The 17877-nt window shown below is 68.8% G+C and carries 18 protein-coding genes; 11 read left to right on the forward strand and 7 right to left on the reverse strand.

Annotated features, from left to right (window positions below):
* Positions 1-86 precede the first annotated feature (86 nt).
* Positions 87-494 carry a hypothetical protein gene (locus EV666_RS01795; protein ID WP_245514180.1) on the forward strand — a complete coding sequence of 136 codons (408 nt, stop codon included), beginning with the start codon at positions 87-89 and terminating at the stop codon, positions 492-494.
* A gap of 64 nt (positions 495-558) precedes the next feature.
* On the opposite strand, the gene EV666_RS01800 is transcribed toward EV666_RS01795, so the two are convergent.
* Positions 559-1170 carry an NAD(P)-dependent oxidoreductase gene (locus tag EV666_RS01800; protein ID WP_132002074.1) on the reverse strand — a complete coding sequence of 204 codons (612 nt, stop codon included), beginning with the start codon at positions 1168-1170 and terminating at the stop codon, positions 559-561.
* A 475-nt stretch (positions 1171-1645) separates the two neighbouring features.
* Between EV666_RS01800 and EV666_RS01805 the strand changes: the two genes are divergently transcribed.
* Positions 1646-2446 carry a tyrosine-protein phosphatase gene (locus EV666_RS01805; RefSeq protein ID WP_207906307.1) on the forward strand — a complete coding sequence of 267 codons (801 nt, stop codon included), beginning with the start codon at positions 1646-1648 and terminating at the stop codon, positions 2444-2446.
* Between the two features lie 247 nt (positions 2447-2693).
* Positions 2694-3146, forward strand: a complete 453-nt coding sequence (locus EV666_RS01810) for a hypothetical protein (RefSeq protein WP_132002077.1) — start codon at positions 2694-2696, stop codon at positions 3144-3146.
* A gap of 116 nt (positions 3147-3262) precedes the next feature.
* Here the strand turns inward: EV666_RS01810 and EV666_RS01815 are convergent, their stop codons facing one another.
* From EV666_RS01815 to EV666_RS01825, 3 genes are all read right to left on the reverse strand, one after another.
* On the reverse strand, positions 3263-3484 hold the full coding sequence (locus EV666_RS01815) for a hypothetical protein (protein ID WP_132002080.1): 222 nt from the start codon (positions 3482-3484) through the stop codon (positions 3263-3265).
* 159 nt (positions 3485-3643) lie between these two features.
* Positions 3644-5011: a glutamate--cysteine ligase gene (locus EV666_RS01820; RefSeq protein ID WP_132002083.1), complete on the reverse strand. Its 1368-nt coding sequence runs from the start codon at positions 5009-5011 to the stop codon at positions 3644-3646.
* A gap of 309 nt (positions 5012-5320) precedes the next feature.
* Complete coding sequence (locus EV666_RS01825; protein ID WP_245514146.1) at positions 5321-6112, reverse strand: 16S rRNA (uracil(1498)-N(3))-methyltransferase; 792 nt, start codon at positions 6110-6112, stop codon at positions 5321-5323.
* A 321-nt stretch (positions 6113-6433) separates the two neighbouring features.
* Here EV666_RS01825 and EV666_RS01830 point away from each other — a divergent pair, with 321 nt between their 5' ends.
* The 7 genes from EV666_RS01830 (at position 6434) to lpxK (ending at position 13339) form a co-directional block, all read left to right on the forward strand.
* Positions 6434-6952 (forward strand): hypothetical protein, encoded by a 519-nt coding sequence (locus EV666_RS01830; RefSeq protein ID WP_132002086.1) that lies wholly within the window; start codon positions 6434-6436, stop codon positions 6950-6952.
* A gap of 205 nt (positions 6953-7157) precedes the next feature.
* Positions 7158-8114 (forward strand): 4-hydroxybenzoate octaprenyltransferase, encoded by a 957-nt coding sequence (gene ubiA / locus EV666_RS01835; RefSeq protein WP_132002089.1) that lies wholly within the window; start codon positions 7158-7160, stop codon positions 8112-8114.
* Positions 8115-8306: 192 nt separating this feature from the next.
* A complete protein-coding gene (locus EV666_RS01840) occupies positions 8307-9224 on the forward strand; it encodes an inositol monophosphatase family protein (RefSeq protein ID WP_245514147.1) in 918 nt (305 codons plus the stop codon).
* 311 nt (positions 9225-9535) lie between these two features.
* A complete protein-coding gene (locus EV666_RS01845) occupies positions 9536-9775 on the forward strand; it encodes a DUF4170 domain-containing protein (RefSeq protein WP_132002092.1) in 240 nt (79 codons plus the stop codon).
* Between the two features lie 485 nt (positions 9776-10260).
* Positions 10261-11031, forward strand: coding sequence for a lysophospholipid acyltransferase family protein (locus EV666_RS01850; protein ID WP_132002095.1), 771 nt, complete (start codon positions 10261-10263; stop codon positions 11029-11031).
* A complete protein-coding gene (locus tag EV666_RS01855; protein WP_132002098.1) occupies positions 11028-12317 on the forward strand; it encodes a 3-deoxy-D-manno-octulosonic acid transferase in 1290 nt (429 codons plus the stop codon). Before EV666_RS01850 ends, EV666_RS01855 begins: the two co-directional genes overlap by 4 nt.
* Positions 12317-13339 carry a tetraacyldisaccharide 4'-kinase gene (lpxK, locus tag EV666_RS01860; protein ID WP_132002101.1) on the forward strand — a complete coding sequence of 341 codons (1023 nt, stop codon included), beginning with the start codon at positions 12317-12319 and terminating at the stop codon, positions 13337-13339. Before EV666_RS01855 ends, lpxK begins: the two co-directional genes overlap by 1 nt.
* Before the next feature lie 421 nt (positions 13340-13760).
* On the opposite strand, the gene EV666_RS01865 is transcribed toward lpxK, so the two are convergent.
* Both EV666_RS01865 and xseA read right to left on the reverse strand, forming a co-directional pair.
* Complete coding sequence (locus EV666_RS01865; RefSeq protein WP_132002104.1) at positions 13761-13976, reverse strand: DUF2093 domain-containing protein; 216 nt, start codon at positions 13974-13976, stop codon at positions 13761-13763.
* Positions 13977-14023: 47 nt separating this feature from the next.
* Positions 14024-15556 carry an exodeoxyribonuclease VII large subunit gene (gene xseA, locus EV666_RS01870; protein WP_132002107.1) on the reverse strand — a complete coding sequence of 511 codons (1533 nt, stop codon included), beginning with the start codon at positions 15554-15556 and terminating at the stop codon, positions 14024-14026.
* A 186-nt stretch (positions 15557-15742) separates the two neighbouring features.
* On the opposite strand from xseA, the gene serA reads away from it, so the two are divergent.
* Positions 15743-16981, forward strand: coding sequence for a phosphoglycerate dehydrogenase (gene serA, locus EV666_RS01875; protein ID WP_132002110.1), 1239 nt, complete (start codon positions 15743-15745; stop codon positions 16979-16981).
* A gap of 199 nt (positions 16982-17180) precedes the next feature.
* Here serA and EV666_RS01880 read toward each other — a convergent pair whose 3' ends face one another.
* Entirely contained in the window at positions 17181-17813 is a 633-nt protein-coding gene (locus EV666_RS01880; RefSeq protein WP_132002113.1) for a methylated-DNA--[protein]-cysteine S-methyltransferase, read from the reverse strand.
* Between the last annotated feature and the right edge of the window lie 64 nt (positions 17814-17877).

The raw sequence follows: 17877 nt of genomic DNA on the forward strand, positions 1-17877 counted from the left end.
CCGCATCGGCGGCGCATGCGCGCGCTTCCGCGCCGCTGCGCGCGTTGGCGCTTGGCGGTTTGGCCGCATTGGGCGCCAGCCTGCTGATGGGGGCTCCGGCGAGCGCCCTCACCATGCAGGAATGTAGCGCGAAGTATAAGGCGGCCCAGGCCGCCGGGACGCTCGGCGCGATGAAGTGGAATGATTTCCGCAAGGCCCAGTGTGGCGACGGCGCCGCGGCGGCGGCCGCGCCGGCGACGGGCCAGACAGCGCCGGTGCGCGCGGGGCAGCCGGCGGCCCCGGCCCAGCCGGGCCAGCCCGCCGCCGCCGGAACCGCCGTGTTTCCGCGCGCGATCTCGCCCAAGTATTCGGCTGAAAAGCCCGCGAAACAGCGCATGCACACCTGCCTGGACCAGTACAACGCCAACAAGGCCACGAATGGCAATGGCGGCCTCAAGTGGATCCAGAAGGGCGGCGGTTATTACAGCGAGTGCAACAAGCGCCTGAAAAGCTGACGGCGGCGCACAACGCCGACCTTGGGGCCGCGCGGTTTTCACCGCGCGGCCTTTTCCCTGAACGTCAATAGCCCACTGTAAAGCGCCGCCTGGCGTGGGCCGGCCGCTCAAGCTCATCGACCATGGCGACGGCGTAATCTTCCATGGAGATGGAAGATTTGCCGCTGGCGTCGCGCAGCAGGCTGTCGCCGCCGAGGCGGAAGCGCCCGGTGCGCTCGCCCGGGACAAGCAGGGCCGACGGCGACAGGAAGGTCCAGTCAATATCCGGGGTTTTCTGCAGGAGCGCGAGAAAGGCGCCGCCGGCTTTGGCTTCCGTCACCCATTCGGCGGGGAATTCGGGCGAGTCATACAGACGCAGGCCCGGCGCCGCATCGAGGCTGCCGGCGCCGCCCACCACCAGATAGCGTTCAACCCCGGCGCGACGCACGGCGCCGATCAGGATCGCCGGATCACTGGCGGTGAACCAGACGGAACTGATCACCGCGTCATGGCCGGTGATGGCCTGCGCCAGACCAATCTCATCAAATACATCCGCCTGGCGGGGCGTCACGCCCGGCATGACCGGAATCTTGTCCGGATTGCGGGCGATGGCCGTGACGGCGTGGCCGCGCCGCGACAGCTCCGCGAGAATGCGTGAGCCCACCGCGCCGCTGGCCCCAATCAATGCAACATTCATGCCCGGCCTCCTGTCTGTTCAGTACGGATGCGCCGCCGCGGCGCTCCAGCCCATTTTGAGGCGCGCTCCAGCCCGTTGAATGGCGGGACGAAACGGGTATGGCGCCCGGCAAGGCCACACCGGTTCAGGACATGGGAGGCGTTCTGGCGCAAACAAGCCCTGCGCGCCCGGGATGATCACCCCATCCGTCTCCGCCGCGCCTCGCCGGAGACGCCGCCTCCGCCGGCGCGGGCGGGCCGCCGGGAACTCCCTGGCGCCATGGCGCGAAGCCGGAGCCCGCGCGCGTCAGCCCGTCTGGCGTCGACATCCCGGGGCGCCAGACGCGGCCCCGGGATGGCGGCGCGCGGCGGACAAACTCGGACCTCCGGCGCGGAATTTTGCATTCAGCTTTTGAATTGACGCATTTTTTTTCACGCAAAATGGTATGAACTCCACCGGAAAACCTATCAGAACAGGCAGGAAACGAGAGAGAGCAATGGCTGAGGGCGAGCAGGCGATGGCCTGGAACCGGGTGCTAACATACGACGCAATCGTCAATTTTCGTGATTTTGGCGGCTACGCCACGGGGGCTGGCGGCCGCGTCGTCGCCGGGCGGCTGTTCCGTGCGGCGCACCAGAATCTGGCGACCGACGCGGACCTGGAGCGCATGGCGGCGCTCGATCTGGCGCTGGTGGTCGATCTGCGCCGGCCGACCGAGCGTCAGAACCAGCCCTCCCGCCGCCCGTCCAACTGGGGCGGTTCGGTTATCGACAACGACCTTGGCGACGAATCGGAAACGCCGCATCTGGCCTTCCTCCGTAAATCGGACGTGACGCCAGCCTCCATCGAGGCCTATCTGCAGGGATACTACAGCAAGGCGCTGCACGAGGAGCGCCACCAGGACCTGTTCAGCCGGGCGCTGCGGGCGCTGCCGGGGCTCGACGGCGGCGTGCTGGTGCATTGCACGGCCGGCAAGGACCGCACCGGCCTTCTGGTCGCGCTGATCCATTCCATTCTCGGCGTGCATCGCGACGATATCATCGCCGATTACCTGCTGACCAATGAACTGACGATGACCGAGGCCCGCCGCGAGCAGGTGCAGCAGAACCTTTCCGAAGCGCTCGGCCGACCGGTTCCCGAGGAAGCGGTGCAGGCCTTCCTTGGCGTCGCGGCGCACCATCTGGACATCGCCCTGACATCGGTCAGCGACGAATATGGCTCCGTCGAAGGCTATCTGCGCCATCTCGGCTTCACCGACGCCGACCGGGATGCGGTGATCGCCCGTTACACGGCCTGAGCGCCCGGCGCATGCGCCCGGGTTGAGCGCCGCCTCGCGCGGGAATTTCGTTCAGGCAAAGGGGCGAGGGCAGGGTTGGCGCTGATCCGGTCAGGCGCTCGTCCGGCGCCCGCTGGCGACGTACAGCGTCCGGGCTGCTTGCCCGGGCGCGTTTGCTGAACGCGAGCCGGGCCTTGTTCCTGGCGGCGTTGCCCCTGGTATTGTTTGATCGCCGCACCGGCGGCAATGTGTTGCGGATATAACCTCGATGTCGCTTCTGACCCGGAAAACGCTGTTCACCATCGCCACGGGCGTCTTTGTCGCTGGCATCGCCGCCATGGTCTTCATGCAGGACGCCGCGGATATTTTCTGGGTGGACAACAGCGTCGTTTCCGATACGCCAACCCGTGAGCTGTATCCCTCGGAAAAGGCGGCGCTGGCCAAATCCCTGTCGCCGGGGCTGAATGATCCCGACAGCGTGCAGTGGCGTTGGCTGCCGCTGAACATGCAGACATTCGAAAAGGGGCAGGGGCGCTATTGCGGCTATCTGAACGCCAGGGATGGGGGCGGCAATTATTTGGGCTTCCAGCCGTTCCTGGCGGCGGTGCGCACCGCGCGCAAGGAAATCCGCTCCGGCGAACTCGCCCTGGTGGCGACGGACGCGGAGGCCCTGCAGGTGGTGAAACGCATGTGCGCCCAGTCGGGCTACGCGCTTCCCTGAGGCGGGGCGCGGCCCAAAACGGGCGTCGTGTTCAGGCCCCGCCGCTTTTCGGCCCCCCGGGCGTCTTATCTGGCCCCCCCTTCATGGGGCGGCGGGGCGGTTGTCCTGACAATATGTCAGTTCGTGCGAATCACGTCCTGCAGCAGCGACAGCAGGTGCTGCGCCACTGGCTTGCTGATATTGCGCCGGTATTTGGAATGGACGAGCTGGCCGTTGTGATAGACGTCGCATTCCATATACAGCCGCACGCCGTCCCAGCGGACAATATTGTCGCTCTCGATGGTTTCCATGACCCCGAGACTTTCGAGAAAACGGCCTTCCTGCGGCTTGTCGTGCATATGGTGTCTCCTGAACCCCGTCGCGCGCGCCGGCCGGAACTGGCCGGATGGCCATTGTAGAGCCAATTCCGTCGCGGCTGGAATGCCCCAGGCCCAGGAAGTTACAGTCGTTCTACAAAAGTCGCAGGGCAGGCGCGGATTGCGCCCGCGCCATTTTGTTCAGAATACGCATTCTTCAAAGGTTGGCAGCACGGACTCGCGCCATTCCCCGTGGTAACGCGCCAGTAACCGGGCGGCGTTGCTGCGGCCTTCCGCCACGATGGTCTGGAGCGGCGCCAGCCAGATGCGCTCGTCGGCGCCGGCGGCGTTGACGCGGGCGCGGCGGGCCAGCCCCTGTTCCGACAGGGCGAGCACGTCGGCGGCCAGCTCCCGCATGCTGCGTCCATCAATGCGGGCCTCGAAACCCCGGGCGGGAACGTCGTCGCGCAATTGCTGGCGCTGCTCCGCCGTCCAGCCCTTCACCAGCCGCCAGGCGGCGTCGAGGGCGGCGCTGTCGTAGAGCAGGCCGGTCCAGAAGGCGGACAGGGCGACGATCATGTCGCGGTCACCCACGTCGGCGCCGCGCATTTCCAGGAAGCGCTTCAGCCGCACTTCGGGGAAGATGGTGGAGAGATGGTTGGCCCAGTCGGCCAGCGAGGCGGTTTCGCCCGGAAGGGCCGGCAATTTGCCGTCAAGAAAATCCCGGAACGAGGCGCCGGCGACGTCAATATAGGTTTCGCCGCGCTTGACGAAATACATCGGCACGTCGAGCGCATAATCCACGTAGCGCTGGAAGCCCATGCCGTCCTCGAAGGCAAAGGCCAGCATGCCGGTGCGGTCGCGGTCCGTATCGGTCCAGATATGCGAGCGCATGGACAGCAGGCCGTTCGGCTTGCCCTCCGTGAACGGTGAATTGGCGAACAAAGCGGTGGCGACGGGCTGCAGGGCCAGGGAAACGCGCAGCTTGCGCACCATGTCGGCTTCACTGCCGAAATCGAGGTTGACCTGCACCGTGGAGGTGCGGAGCATCATGTCGAGGCCGAGCGAGCCGACCTTCGGCATGTAACGCCGCATGATGTCGTACCGCTGCTTGGGCATCACCGGCGTTTCGGCGCGGCTCCACAGCGGGCTCATGCCCAGGGTCAGGAAGCGGACGCCCAGCGGCTCCGCCACGGCCTTCGCGTCGGCCAGGTGCGCGTCCAGCTCGGCGGCGGTGTCGTGCAGCGTGGCCAGCGGCGCGCCCGAAAGTTCGAACTGGCCGCCAGGCTCCAGCGAGATGGCGCCGCCATCCTCGCTGTACAGCCCGATGGGGTGGTCACCCTCCATGATCGGCGTCCAGCCGGTGCGGGCGGCCAGACCATCGAGCAGGGCGCGAATGCCTGCGGGATGGTCATACGGAACCGGGCTGTGATCGGCGACGTGGAACGGAATCTTCTCGTGCTCGGTGCCCAGGCGCCAGTCATTCGCCGGCCGGCAGCCGCTTTCCAGCCAGCCGACCAGCTCGTCACGGGAACCGATTGGCGTGGAATCGGAAACATCGCGCGCCATGTGTGTCTTTCCGGAAATCGCCAGGAGCATGTCGCGCCCGCATGGAGCCAGATGCTGGATCCGTGCCGGCGCGCCGCCAGACTCGTCGATGAGAGACAGTTCCGCCGTCGACGGCGCGCCATGGCGCATCCGTGTCAACGCAACCGGCTCCCGGACCGATCGCCGTGGGACCTTGTCCCGGCGGCGGGGGAGGCAACGCGGGGGACGCGCGACCATCTGCCCGCCATGTTCATAAGCGGCGGAAGGGCCGGCGGCAATCTCCGCCGTCGCGCCGCCGCCATGCGCGGGGCGGCGGGGCGGAAAAATCGTTCAGGGGGACCGCGCGCCCCAGTCGCCCAGGGTGGCCTGGATCACGGCCAGAGCGGCGACCGCGGCGGTGTCCGCCCGCAGGATGCGCGGGCCAAGCGAGATGCGCGTCACATGAGGACGACGGCCGATGAGGGCCCGCTCCGCATCGGAAAAGCCGCCTTCTGGGCCGATCAGCACCGCCAGCGGCTGACCAGGCGGCAGGCCGGACAACGCCGTCAACGGATTGGCGGAAGGCGCGTCCTCATCGCAGAAAATCAGCGTGCGGCCCGGCTCCAGCCGCTCCAGGGCCGGCGCGAGACGCTCTTCGGTCGCGATATCGGGGATCGACAGCAATTCGCACTGCTCCGCCGCTTCCACGGCGTTGGCGTGCATGCGGTCGAGGTTGACGCGGCGCGCCTCGGTGCGTTCGGTGATAACCGGCGCGAGGCGGCTGACACCCATCTCGACGGCTTTTTGCACCATGTAATCCAGCCGGGCGTGTTTCAGCGGGGCGAACAGATAGTGCAGATCAGGGCCCAGAACCTGCGGCCGGGTCTGGTCGTCGGGGGCCAGGGTGACGGCGCCGCGCGCGGCTTCAACAATGCGGGCGCTCCACTCGCCGTCCATGCCGTTGAACAGCAATACCCGCGCGCCCACCCCGAGCCGCAATACATGGCTGAGGTAGTGGGATTGCTGTTTTTCCAGCGTGACAGTCTCGACCGGCGTCTCGCCGGTCGCCAGGGACTGGCTGACGAACAGGCGCGGCGCGCGCCGGTCGCGCTGGCGGGGCGGGGGAGCATCGCTCTGCTGCAATTCGGCAATCCTCAATGGGGACGGTGAAGCCGCCAATGGCTGTCCGCCCATCATAAACCATATTGATAAACAGTTGTGGTTGGCGCTAGGTGTGTCGGCAGGGGCCTGCTCATGGAAGCGTGGTCCAACAGGGGACATAATTCACCGTCATATTGTCGCGTTCGATTTCCGGGTGGGGCGTGACGGCGGGCTGTTATTACGTTAGGCGCCATGGTCCTGGTTCTGCGGCGTGGCGTTCCGCAAGGCGACGGCAGCCAGTGTCCGGGAAAGCCCGTCAGGGCTGGACGGGCGGGCGCAGCGGACAGAAAACGGGGAATGTTAATGAATTTGCCAGTTCGGCGTATGTCACTCGCCATGTCGATTCGCGCCAGGTCGATCCGCGCCGTGTCGATCGCAACGGGGCTTGTCAGCCTGGGCGTTCTGGCTTCCGCGCCCGCGCTGGCGCAGACGCCGCCTCCCGGCTGCGAGAAGATGCAGACGTTGCTGTTGCAGCGCAAATCGCTTGTGGACGGCATCCAGAAGCTGAGCAAGGGCGGCAAGAAGATGGACGCCCGCGCGGCCTGCGGCGCTTTCGGCAAGCTGGTTTCCAACGGCGCCGAAACCGTCAAGTGGATGGAGTCCAACAAGGCCTGGTGCCAGATTCCAGACAATTTCCTGGCCGGCCTCAAATCCGACCATGAAAAGGCAATCGGCATCCGTGGCCAGGCCTGCAAGGTGGCGGCGCAAATCCAGCAGATGGAAAAACGCGCCCGCGCCCAGGCGGCCCAGGGCGGTGGCGGCGGCCCGCTGGGCGGTCCGGGCCTGACTGGGCAGCGCAGCATCCCGTCCGGCGCGCTCTGACGGCGGCGGGGAGGCCCACCCAGGGCCTCCCATGGCTTCGGGCAGATCAGGGGCCTGACGGCGACGGCCGTTCTCCAGCCCAGGGCGTGCGCGGAGGGCCGGAACACACCGGCCGTGAGCGAGGCTGGCCGCGCAGGGCGGCCCCGGGCCTGCGCCAGATGTTCGCGCAACGGCGCCGGAAGGCAAAGGTCACTGGGGCAGGCTGATGAACGATGCGATCGACAATGACGCGGTTGACCCGTTGACGTTGCCGGACGCGGATCGCGGCAATTGGGTGGACCGGCGCGCGCCGGCGGCCATGCGCCCCTTCCTGAAAATGGCCCGGGTCGACCGGCCGATCGGCTGGTGGCTGCTGTTGCTGCCCTGCTGGTGGTCCGCGACCCTGGCCGCGATCGCGGCGGATCGTCCGTGGCCAAACCTGGCCCATATGGCGCTGTTCTTTGTCGGCGCGGTGGCGATGCGCGGCGCCGGCTCCACCTGGAACGACATCACCGATCGCAATCTCGACGGCAAGGTGGCTCGCACCCGTATGCGGCCGCTGCCCTCCGGCCAGATCACCGTGCGTCAGGCGCTGGCGTCGATGGCGTTGCAATGCCTGATCGGCCTCGTGGTTCTGCTGTGCTTCAACGGCTTCACCATCTGGCTCGGCATCGGCTCCCTGGCGATCGTGGCCGTCTACCCGTTCATGAAGCGCATCACCCATATGCCGCAGCTGGTGCTGGGGCTGGCGTTTTCGTGGGGGGCGCTGGTGGGCTGGGCGGCGGCCTTCGGCGCGCTGGCCTGGCCGCCCGTGGTGATGTACGCGGCGGCGGTGCTGTGGACCATTGGCTATGACACCATCTACGCCATCCAGGATCTGGAAGACGACGAGATCGCCGGCATCAAGTCCTCCGCCCAGCTGTTCGGCGCCCATGTGCAGGCGGCGGTCGGGGCGCTTTACGCGGCCGTGGTGGCGCTGCTGGCGCTTGCGTTATGGGGCGTGGGGACCGGCTTCGCCGGCTGGCTGGGCCTCGCCGGTTTCGCCGGTCACCTGGCCTGGCAGACGTCCGGGATTTCCCGGGATGAGCCGGTCCGGTCGCTGGCGTTGTTCCGCTCCAACCGCGACGCGGGGCTGATTCTGCTCGCGGGTCTGCTTGCCGATGCGTTGACGGCGCTGCTCTGAAAGGAGGGGCGGACGCGGGAAACGCCTTGTGAGCCGGGCGGCGCAGGCGTATGTATCTGGCGTTCCGCGTTTTCTTCCCGCGTGGCGGTCCCCTGGGCTGGCGATGTCCTGCAGGATCGGCCGGGCGTGGAGCCGGATGCGGTCGAACTGAACCGCCGTTTGTTCCATCCTGTTGATTTGGCGCGTTTTCCTGTGGCGGAGCGGCGTTCGCTCCGCTGGAGCACGCGCCAGGGAGCCCGTCCGATCTCTGCGCGCATTCCCCCAGCCCGAACGTCCTCCGCCGGCACGGCCGGCAGCGGCGCCGACGCCCTGGCGCTGCGCGAGATCATGCGCCAGGCGGCGATCGCCGGCGGCGACATCGCCATGGCGTCGTTCCGTCCCGGCCAGCAGACCAGCGCCCGGGTGCGTTACAAGACCGGCAATTCGCCGGTGTCCGACGCCGATGAAGCGGTCGACGCCTTTCTGAAGGAGACGCTGACGGCGGCGTTGCCTTCCGCTGGCTGGCTTTCCGAGGAAACCCGCGACGACCGGGCCAGGCTGGATCACGACCTCTGCTGGGTTGTCGACCCGATTGACGGCACGCGCGCCTATTGCGCCGGCGACAGCAACTGGACCGTGGCGATCGCCCTGGTGGAAAAGGGCCGGCCGCTGGCGGGCGTGGTCCATGCGCCGGCGCTGGGCGAGCACTATAGCGCCGTGCGCGGCGCCGGCGCCGAGATGAATGGCGCGCCGATTCTGGCCTCGCCCCGGGAGCAGGCGCGGGGCGCCCGCGTCGCGGGTCCAGGGCCGATGGTCGACAAGCTGGAGCATTACACCGGCGCCCTGACAAAGATGCCGCGCCTGCCGTCGCTGGCCCTGCGGCTGGCGCGGGTGGCCAGCAATGATCTGGATATCGCGCTGGTCTCGGCCCATGCGCGCGACTGGGATATCGCCGCCGCCGATCTGCTCATAGAAGAGGCGGGAGGATTGCTGACGGGGCTGGACGGCTTCCGGCCAGTGTATAATTTGCGGGATCCGCAGCATGAGACTCTCATATCCTCCGGCGCGCCGCTGCATGGCGAGGTGCTGGAAGGCGTGCAGGATTTCATGCGCCGTAACGGCTGGACCTGACCGCGCCGCCTGGCGCAGCCGTCGTTCCGGCCGATAAACAGGGGTGGGGAAACGCCGCGGGCAGCGCAGACGCCCCGACGACCGGGGACCGGATTCTGCCTTCGATCTGACGTGTTTTTCGGCGAAGCGACGTCCGCGTCGCCGGATGGCCATGCAGCAGATCCGGGCGATCTGGCTGGTCGGGGGGGCGTCCTGCGGCTCCACAGATCGGGATCGCGCCCCTTTGGGCGCCCGATCGGGGCGCCCGATCGGGGCGTGCTTCGGAGGCGGGCGGCGTCGCGGCGGTTGAGCAGTCAGTTACAGAGGCTTTCATGGCAAACGGATCGTCCAAACAGCTCCTTCACCTTGTGTTTGGCGGAGAGCTCACCGACCTGGAGCACATCGAGTTCCGGGATCTCAGCAATCTCGACATCGTCGGCATGTATCCCGATTACGCCAGCGCCTACGCGGCGTGGAAGGGCAAGGCGCAGGGCAGCGTCGACAACGCCCTGATGCGTTACTTCATCGTGCACCTGCATCGTCTGATTGATCCTGAAGCGGCGGGTCGTTAAGGAGCCGGTTTTCGCGCCAGGCGCGCCGCCCGCCGCAAGGCCCCGGCTTCGGGGAAAGGCGCTCCGGGCGGTTTTCCCCGAAACCCGCAGGGCAAGGTTAACTGGCGGGCCAATGGCGCGGATTCGCGCAAAGTCCTTGCATTCCATGTCATTTTCAGTGATCTGAAGCCGCGCGCCTTCTCGGCGCGTGAGGGGCGGCGTTCGCGTCTGGACGCGGATGCCGCCGCGGTTCATTTCGGGGTGGTCGCCGGCACGGGCGTTCATGAACGTCGCCATGGCTGGTCGCGTTCGCCTGAATATCAGCCGGAACCGGGCAGGCGCCCCAGTTCCCTGACGTCTCGTGTTTGGGCGTGGCGAGGGTCGCGACGACCGATCATGCTGTACCATGGCGATTCGGCGCGGTTTCCGCGCCCGGCCCGGTAAAGCGTCGCGGCTTCGCCGGCGCGGACGCCAGCAGGGCCGCAACACGGCCGGAAATTTGCGGAATGGGTCTTGTCAAACGCATTGGGCGGTCGCGGGCGGTGCAGGAAACGCTTGGATTCCTGCTTGCGCGCTATCTCGACCTCGTCCAGGCGACGACCCGGTTCCAGATGGACCCGCCTGACATTTATGACCGGGTCGGTCCGCAGATGCCGGTGATCGCGGCCATGTGGCACGGGCAGCATTTCATGGTGACGTTCGCCAAACGCCGGCAGGACCCGGCGGCGGCGCTGGTGTCGCGCTCGGGCGACGGCGAGTTCAACGCCATCGCCCTGCGCCATCTTGGGGTGCGGGCCATTCGCGGCTCCGGCGCGCGCAAGGCCAGCCAGATCCGCGACAAGGGCGGCGTGCGGGCGCTGATCGCCATGAGCCGGGCGCTGGCCGGCGGCGAAATGGTGGTGATGACCGCCGACGTGCCCAAGGTTTCCCGCGTCTGCGGGCCAGGGATCGTGGCGCTGGCCCGCATGTCCGGCCGGCCGGTGTGCCCGGTGGCCGTGGTGAGCAGCCGTCGCATCGATTTCAACAGCTGGGACCACGCCTCGATTGGCCTGCCGTTCGGGCGCGGCGCCATCGTCATCGGCGAGCCGGTCCACGTGCCGCCAGACGCCGATGAGACCGCCATGGAGGCGGCGCGGCTCGCCGTCGAGCAGGGGCTGGATGCGGCCCACGCGCGCGCCTACGCCCTGGTGGGAACGCCAGACCCGGGCGCCAAAAAACCGCCGGGAGCCCAGCCGCCCGCGGGCGCCGACACCCGCGCAGGAGAGCCATCGTCATGACCGGTACGCCGCTGACCCTGCGCCTGTATCGCGCCGCCATGTCCCTTGCCGAGCCCTTCGCGCCCCTGCTGCTGGCGGCGCGCCGCCGGCGCGGCAAGGAGGACGGCGAACGCATCGCCGAGCGGCGCGGCGTGGCGAACGCGCCGCGTCCGGCGGGCCGCCTGGCCTGGCTGCATGGGGCCAGCGTAGGCGAAACCATCTCCATCCTGCCGATCATCGAGCGGCTGACCCAGCGCGGCTTCACCGTGCTGGTCACCTCCGGCACCGTGACCTCGGCCGGCGTGCTGGCCGAACGTTTGCCGCCGGGCGCTTTTCACCAGTTCGCGCCGCTGGACACGCCGCGCTACATCCGCCGTTTTCTCGATCACTGGCAGCCGGACCTGGCGCTGGTGGCGGAATCCGAGCTGTGGCCGAACATGATCGTGGCGCTGGAAAAGCGGGGGGTGCCGCTGATCCTCGTCAACGGTCGCATGTCGGAGCGGTCGTTCCGGCGCTGGCAGCGGGCGCCCAAAACCGCGCGGGCGCTGCTCGGCTGCATTGACGTCGCCCTGACCCAGACGCCGGCCGACGCCGAGCGTCTCGCCCGCCTTGGCGCGCCGCGCGTCACCATCGCCGGCAACCTGAAATTCGATGCGCCAGCCCCGCCCGCCGACACCCAGACGCTGGCGCTGATGCAGGGGCAGGTGAGCGGCCGGCCGGTCTGGCTCGCGGCCAGCACCCATGGCGTGGAAGATGAAATCGCCTGTTATGTGCACATGCAGCTGAAGGAGCGCTGGCCGGATCTGCTGACCTTCATCGCGCCCCGCCATCCGCATCGCGCCGAGGATGTGGCGCGCATGGCGGAGGAGGAGGGGCTGGAGGCGATGTTGCGCTCCGAGGGCTATGCGCCAGGCTCCGCCACAGAGATTTACATCGTCGACGTGATGGGGGAGCTCGGCCTGTATTTCCGCCTCGCCCAGGTCGCTTTCATCGGCGGTTCGCTGCTCAATCACGGCGGGCACAACCCCATCGAGCCGGCCAAGCTGCGCACGCCGATCCTGCATGGGCCGCACGTGCACAATTTCAACGACGTCTATGCGGCGTTCGACGGCGCCGGCGGGGCCATGCCGGTCACCGACGCCGATGAACTGGCGGAGGCCATCGCGACGCTGTTGCAGGACGCCGCCCGGGGACGCGAGATGACGCGGGCCGCCGCCGGCGTGGTTGATCGCTACGGCGGGGCGCTGGAGCGGACCTTGCAGGCGATCGAGCCTTACATCCTGCAAATGGAGCTGGAGCGGCTCTGATGCGCGCGCCGGGCTTCTGGCAGCAGCGCGATCCTGGCCTCACGGCGCGCCTCGCCATGGCGCTGCTGGCTCCGGCCGCCGCCGTCTATGGCGGCGTGACGGCGCGGCGCATGGCGCGGCCAGGCGCGCGCGTCGGCGCGCCGGTGATCTGCGTGGGCAATTTCGTCGCCGGCGGCGCGGGAAAAACCCCTGCCGCCATCAGCCTCGCCGCCCATCTGGCGCGGCGCGGCCTGCGCCCGGCCTTCGTCAGTCGCGGCTATGGCGGCGCGCTCTCCCGTCAGGGCGCGGTCACGCAGATTGATCCCGCCGTGCATGACGCGCGCCTTGCCGGCGATGAGCCGCTGCTGCTGGCGGCGGCGGCGCCAACTTTTGTCGCCCGCGACCGACTGGCGGGCGCCCGCGCCGCTGTCGGGGCGGGGGCTGATGTGATCATCCTTGATGACGGTTTGCAAAATCCGGCGTTGCACAAGGATCTGGCCCTCGCTGTCGTCGACGGCGCCGTCGGCGTGGGCAATGGCCGCGTTTTGCCAGCGGGACCGTTGCGGGCGCCGCTATCGGCGCAATGGCCGGCCGTGCATGCGGTGGTGGTGATCGGGGCCGGCGACGCGGGGCAGGCGATCGCCCGTGAGGCGCAGGCGCGCGGCAAGCCGGCGTTGCGGGCGTCGCTGCGGCCGGATGCGGCCGTCGCCGCGCGGTTGACCGGGCGGCGGGTGCTGGCGCTTGCGGGCATTGGCCGGCCAGAAAAATTCGTCGCCACCTTGAGGGAAATTGGAGCCGAGGTGGTCGATCTCGCCGCTTTTGGCGATCACCACCCTTACCGGCCGGCCGATCTGGCGCCGCTGGCGGCCCGCGCCGCCCGGGAGGGCCTGACGCTGGTCACCACCGCCAAGGACGCGGCGCGCATGGCCGGCGACGCCAGCCTGGCGCCGGTGCTGGCGCAGATGACGGTTCTGCCGGTGACGCTGACTTTCGCGGATGATGGCGCGCTGGACGCCTTGCTCGCCAAGGTGCTGGCCAGATAAGCGCCGGCGAGCCTGCCCAGCTTGTGTTGCAGGTCCAGCCCCGCGCGTCAGACCTGCTCACGCGCCTCTGGTCCTGCTCACCGCGCTTCCTGGTTCTCTTACGTCAGGCCCGCTCATGTTGCGGGCGCCCACGCACCGGCGCTGACGCGGCGCGCCGCTTTGCCAGCGCGCGGCTTTCGTGGAGGGTGGGGGCAAGCCAGGCCATGACGGGTGGGTGTGGGCGGCGCGGGAGGCTGGTTCTGGCAGATTGTCGGCAGAAGGCAACCCGCCGCCGGGCGTGTCCGCCCTGGAACGCAGGTCTGTTCTGGAACGCGCCTGTTCTGGAACGCGCCTCTGTCGTGGGGCAAGCGCCTTGCAGGAGGGGCGGTGCGCACGGGCGTGACGGGCGCCCAGCCGTCGGGCAGCCGCCGGAGTTCTGGCTTTATTGAGGGCCGAGCTTGAGCTTGTGCGCTTTCAGCACCTCGGCCGGCGACAGATAGGCCTCCTGGCGCTCGGCGCTCCAGTAATGCAGTTCATCCAGCGGAATTGGCGCGCCGGTCACGGCGCAGCGGACGAAATCGCCCGGGCGGATCACGCGATAATCGCCGGATTCATAATGCAGCTTCGCTTCGTTCTGGCCGGCGTTCAACCTGTCCATGTCCTGCTCCGTGCGGCTGGCCGCGTGAGAAAACGTTTGCGCCTTTCTTACAGGTCCAGCAGCGGCGTGTCATCGTCCGCCGCCTTGCGGGCGCGGCGGCGGCGTCCGGCCGGCGGAGCCCCGCCGCCATCAGGAACTGTCGCCTGCACGGCGCCGTCAACGAACTGCATCTCCAGCCGCGCGCCGGGCGGGGCGCCGCTGACGCTGCGCACCGGGGCGCCCTCCAGGGTGCGCACAAGGGCGAAGCCGCGCGCCAGCACGCCCTTGTAGCTGAGGCTGCGCAGCATCTGCTCCAGGTTTTCCAGCCTGGCGCGGCGCTGGCGCTCCACCACGGTCCAGGCCGGGGTGAGCCGGCCGGCGAAGGCGTCAAACCGCGCCCGCCGCGCCCGCAGCTCCGCCCATGGCGAATGGCGCGCCAGAGCGGTGGCGGCGCGGCCGAGCCTGCGGCTGGCGGCGTCGATCTGGCGGGCGCTGGCGGAGGTCAGCCGAGTCGCGGCCAGATCGAGCCGTTGCCGGGGCCCTTCCAGCGCCGCCTGGGGGCGCGGCAGGGCGCGGGCGAGGGCGCGCAGCGCGTCGTGGCGATGGCGCGACAGCCGGCTGGCGGCGGCGTGATGACGGCGGGTGAGGTCGCCGAGTTGCGCCAGCAGCTCCATGCGCACCGGCACCACCTTTTCGGCGGCGGCCGTAGGGGTGGGCGCGCGCAGGTCGGCGGCGTGGTCGATCAGCGTCCAGTCGGTTTCGTGGCCGACGGCCGAGACCAGCGGAATCATGCTGTCAGCGGCGGCGCGCACCACCGCCTCGTCGTTGAAGCCCCACAGATCTTCCAGCGAGCCGCCGCCGCGGGCGACGATCAGCACGTCCGGCCGTGGCAACGCCGCGTCCGGCGGCCCTTCCGGCAGGGCGTTGAAGCCATGGATGGCGGCGGCGACCCCGGCGGCGCTGCCGTCGCCCTGCACCCGCACGGGCCAGACGATGACGCGGCGGGGAAAGCGATCTTCCAGCCGGTGCAGGATGTCGCGGATCACCGCCCCGGTGGGCGAGGTGATGACGCCGATCACCCGGGGCAGGAATGGCGGAATCTGTTTGCGCGCTTCATCGAACAGCCCCTCCGCCGCCAGCTTGCGCCGCCGCTCTTCCAGCAGGGCCATGAGCGCGCCGACGCCGGCCGGCTCCAGATGCTCCACGACGATCTGGTATTTGGACTGGCCGGGGAAGGTGGTGACGCGCCCGGTGGCGATCACCTCCATGCCTTCCTCAGGGCGCACGCGCAGCCGCCCGAACACGCCCTTCCAGATCACCGCATCAATGCGGGCCCCATCGTCCTTCAGGCAGAAATAGCAATGGCCAGACGCATGCGGGCCGCGATAGCCGCTGACCTCGCCGCGCAGGCGCACATGACCGAACTGGTCCTCCAGCGTCCGCTTCATGGCGCCGGACAGGCTGGAGACGGTCCATTCGTGGGCGTTCGAGCCGCCATCCGCCGGGGGAGCAACGCTGAACAGGCTGTCGTCGGCCGACGGGCTGGAGCGGGGGGCGCGTGAGGAGGTTCTGGGGATGCGGGGCGGAGCCATGGCGGCCATTGTAGCTGGCCGGACGGCGCCCTGAACAGCCCGCAAACCGGGCGCGCGCCCGGCTATGGAAGGCGCCGGGCGCGCGCCGCGACAAAATTCCGGGAATTTTTGTCGCCAGGGTGCTATTCAGCCAACGCGCCCCCAATGGCGCGCCTTATTCTTGCGTCCCTCACGCATCGCCCAGGAGACGAGCCCATGTCCCGCCAGTTGTCCCTCGCCAAAGACAAGATTCGCGTCCTGTTGCTGGAGGGGATCAGCGACACGGCGGTCGATCTGATGCGCGCCGCCGGCTACACCAATCTGGAGCGGCTGACCACGGCGCTCGACGGCGAGGACCTGCGCAAGGCGCTGGAAGGCGTGCGCCTCGTCGGCGTCCGCTCACGCACCCAGCTCACCGCCGAGGTGATCGGCGCCGCCGACCGGCTCATCGCCATCGGCTGCTTCAGCGTCGGCACCAACCAGGTGAACCTGCCGGCCGCCGCGGCCCGGGGCGTGCCGGTGTTCAACGCGCCGTTCTCCAACACCCGCTCGGTGGCGGAACTGACCATCGGCGAGATCATCATGCTGATGCGCCGCATCCCGGAGCGCTCGACCGGCGCGCACGCCGGCAAATGGGACAAGTCGGCCACCGGCAGCTATGAGGTGCGCGGCAAGACCCTGGGCATCGTCGGTTACGGCAATATCGGCAGCCAGCTGTCGCACCTCGGCGAAGCGCTGGGCATGCGGGTGATCTACCACGACCAGACCGACCGCCTGCGCTACGGCAACACCGAGCCGGTGGAAACCCTGCAGGAACTGCTGGGGCAGAGCGACGTGGTTTCCCTGCACGTGCCCGACACGCCGGCCACCCGCAACATGATCGGCGAAGCGGAAATCCGCGCCATGAAGCCGGGCGCCTACCTCATCAACAACGCCCGCGGCAAGGTGGTGGACATCGACGCCCTGGCCGCCGCCCTCAGCGACGGGCATCTGGCCGGCGCAGCCATCGATGTGTTCCCGGTGGAGCCGGGCTCCAACAGGGAGGCGTTCGTCTCGCCATTGCAGGGGCTGCCCAACGTCATCCTGACGCCGCACATTGGCGGCTCGACCCAGGAGGCGCAGGAGCGCATTGGCGCCGAGGTGGCGCGCAAGTTGGTGGAGTATTCCGACGTGGGCTCGACGCTCGGCGCCGTGAACTTCCCCCAGGTGCAACTGCCGCCAACCCCGCGCGGCGCCCGCTTCATCCACGTGCACCGCAACGTTCCCGGCGTGATGCTGCGAATCAACGAGGTGTTCTCCAGCCACAAGCTGAATGTCTCGGCCCAGTATCTGCAGACCTCGGGCGATATCGGCTATGTGGTGCTCGACGCGGAAGGCGATGGCGATCACAAGACGGCGGCGCTGGGCGATCTGCGCGGCATCGACGGCACCATCCGGGCGCGTTTGCTGTACTGAGGTTGACGCGGAGCGTCTGGCCGCGAGCCGTCGCGACGTTGTGGTCGGCGCGCTCCGGCTGGAGCAGGCTGACCTGCCGCGCGGCAGATGCGCGGCGTGAAAAGGCGTGGATGGCCGGGGCAAGCCCGGCCATGACGTTTTGGGGCGGCGCCCCATGGCGGCGGGCGACGCGCTGACGGCAGCGTGAATACGTCCCGCTTTATCCAGGTTCGCTCAGCATGGCGAACAGGGGCAGCGCCGACAGGGGGTCTCCCGCTTTTTTGTCGCCGCGTTTTGGTTTGTCGCTGAAGCCTGCGCCTTCGTGGGTCAACAGCCAGCGTTTGCGGGCGAGGCCGCCGGCGTAGCCGGTGAGTGAACCATCGGCGCCGATCACCCGGTGGCAGGGCACGACGACGCCGATGGGGTTGGCGCCGTTGGCGAGGCCCACCGCCCGCACCGCCGTGGGCGGGGCGCCGATCATCGCCGCCAGCTGGCCATAACTGCGGGTTTCTCCGGCGGGAATCAGCCGTAGGCCCGCCCACACCCGGCGCTGGAACGGCGTGCCGTTGGTGGCGACGCGGATGGCGTCGATGGCCGCGATGTCGCCGCCGAAATAGGCGTCGAGCGCATGGGCGAGGTCCGGCGGCGTCGCGCCGGTTTCGGGTTCGATGGGGCCGTAATGGCGCGCCAGCAGCCGGCGCATGCGCCCGTCATAGCCTTCCCAGTCGAACACCCGCAGGGCGCCGGTTTCATCGCAGATCAGCAGCGCCATGCCGGCGGGCGTTGGCCACTGCGACAGAACCAGGCGTTGCGGCGCCGGCGCTGCGGACGGTGTTTCCACGACAGGCTGCATGGGACGTGTCTCCGGGTTGGCGCGCCTCCAGGTCAGGCGGGGACACAACAACAGACGCAGATGG

The sequence above is a fragment of the Camelimonas lactis genome (genome assembly GCF_004342915.1).
Classification (GTDB): Bacteria; Pseudomonadota; Alphaproteobacteria; order Rhizobiales; family Beijerinckiaceae; genus Camelimonas; species Camelimonas lactis.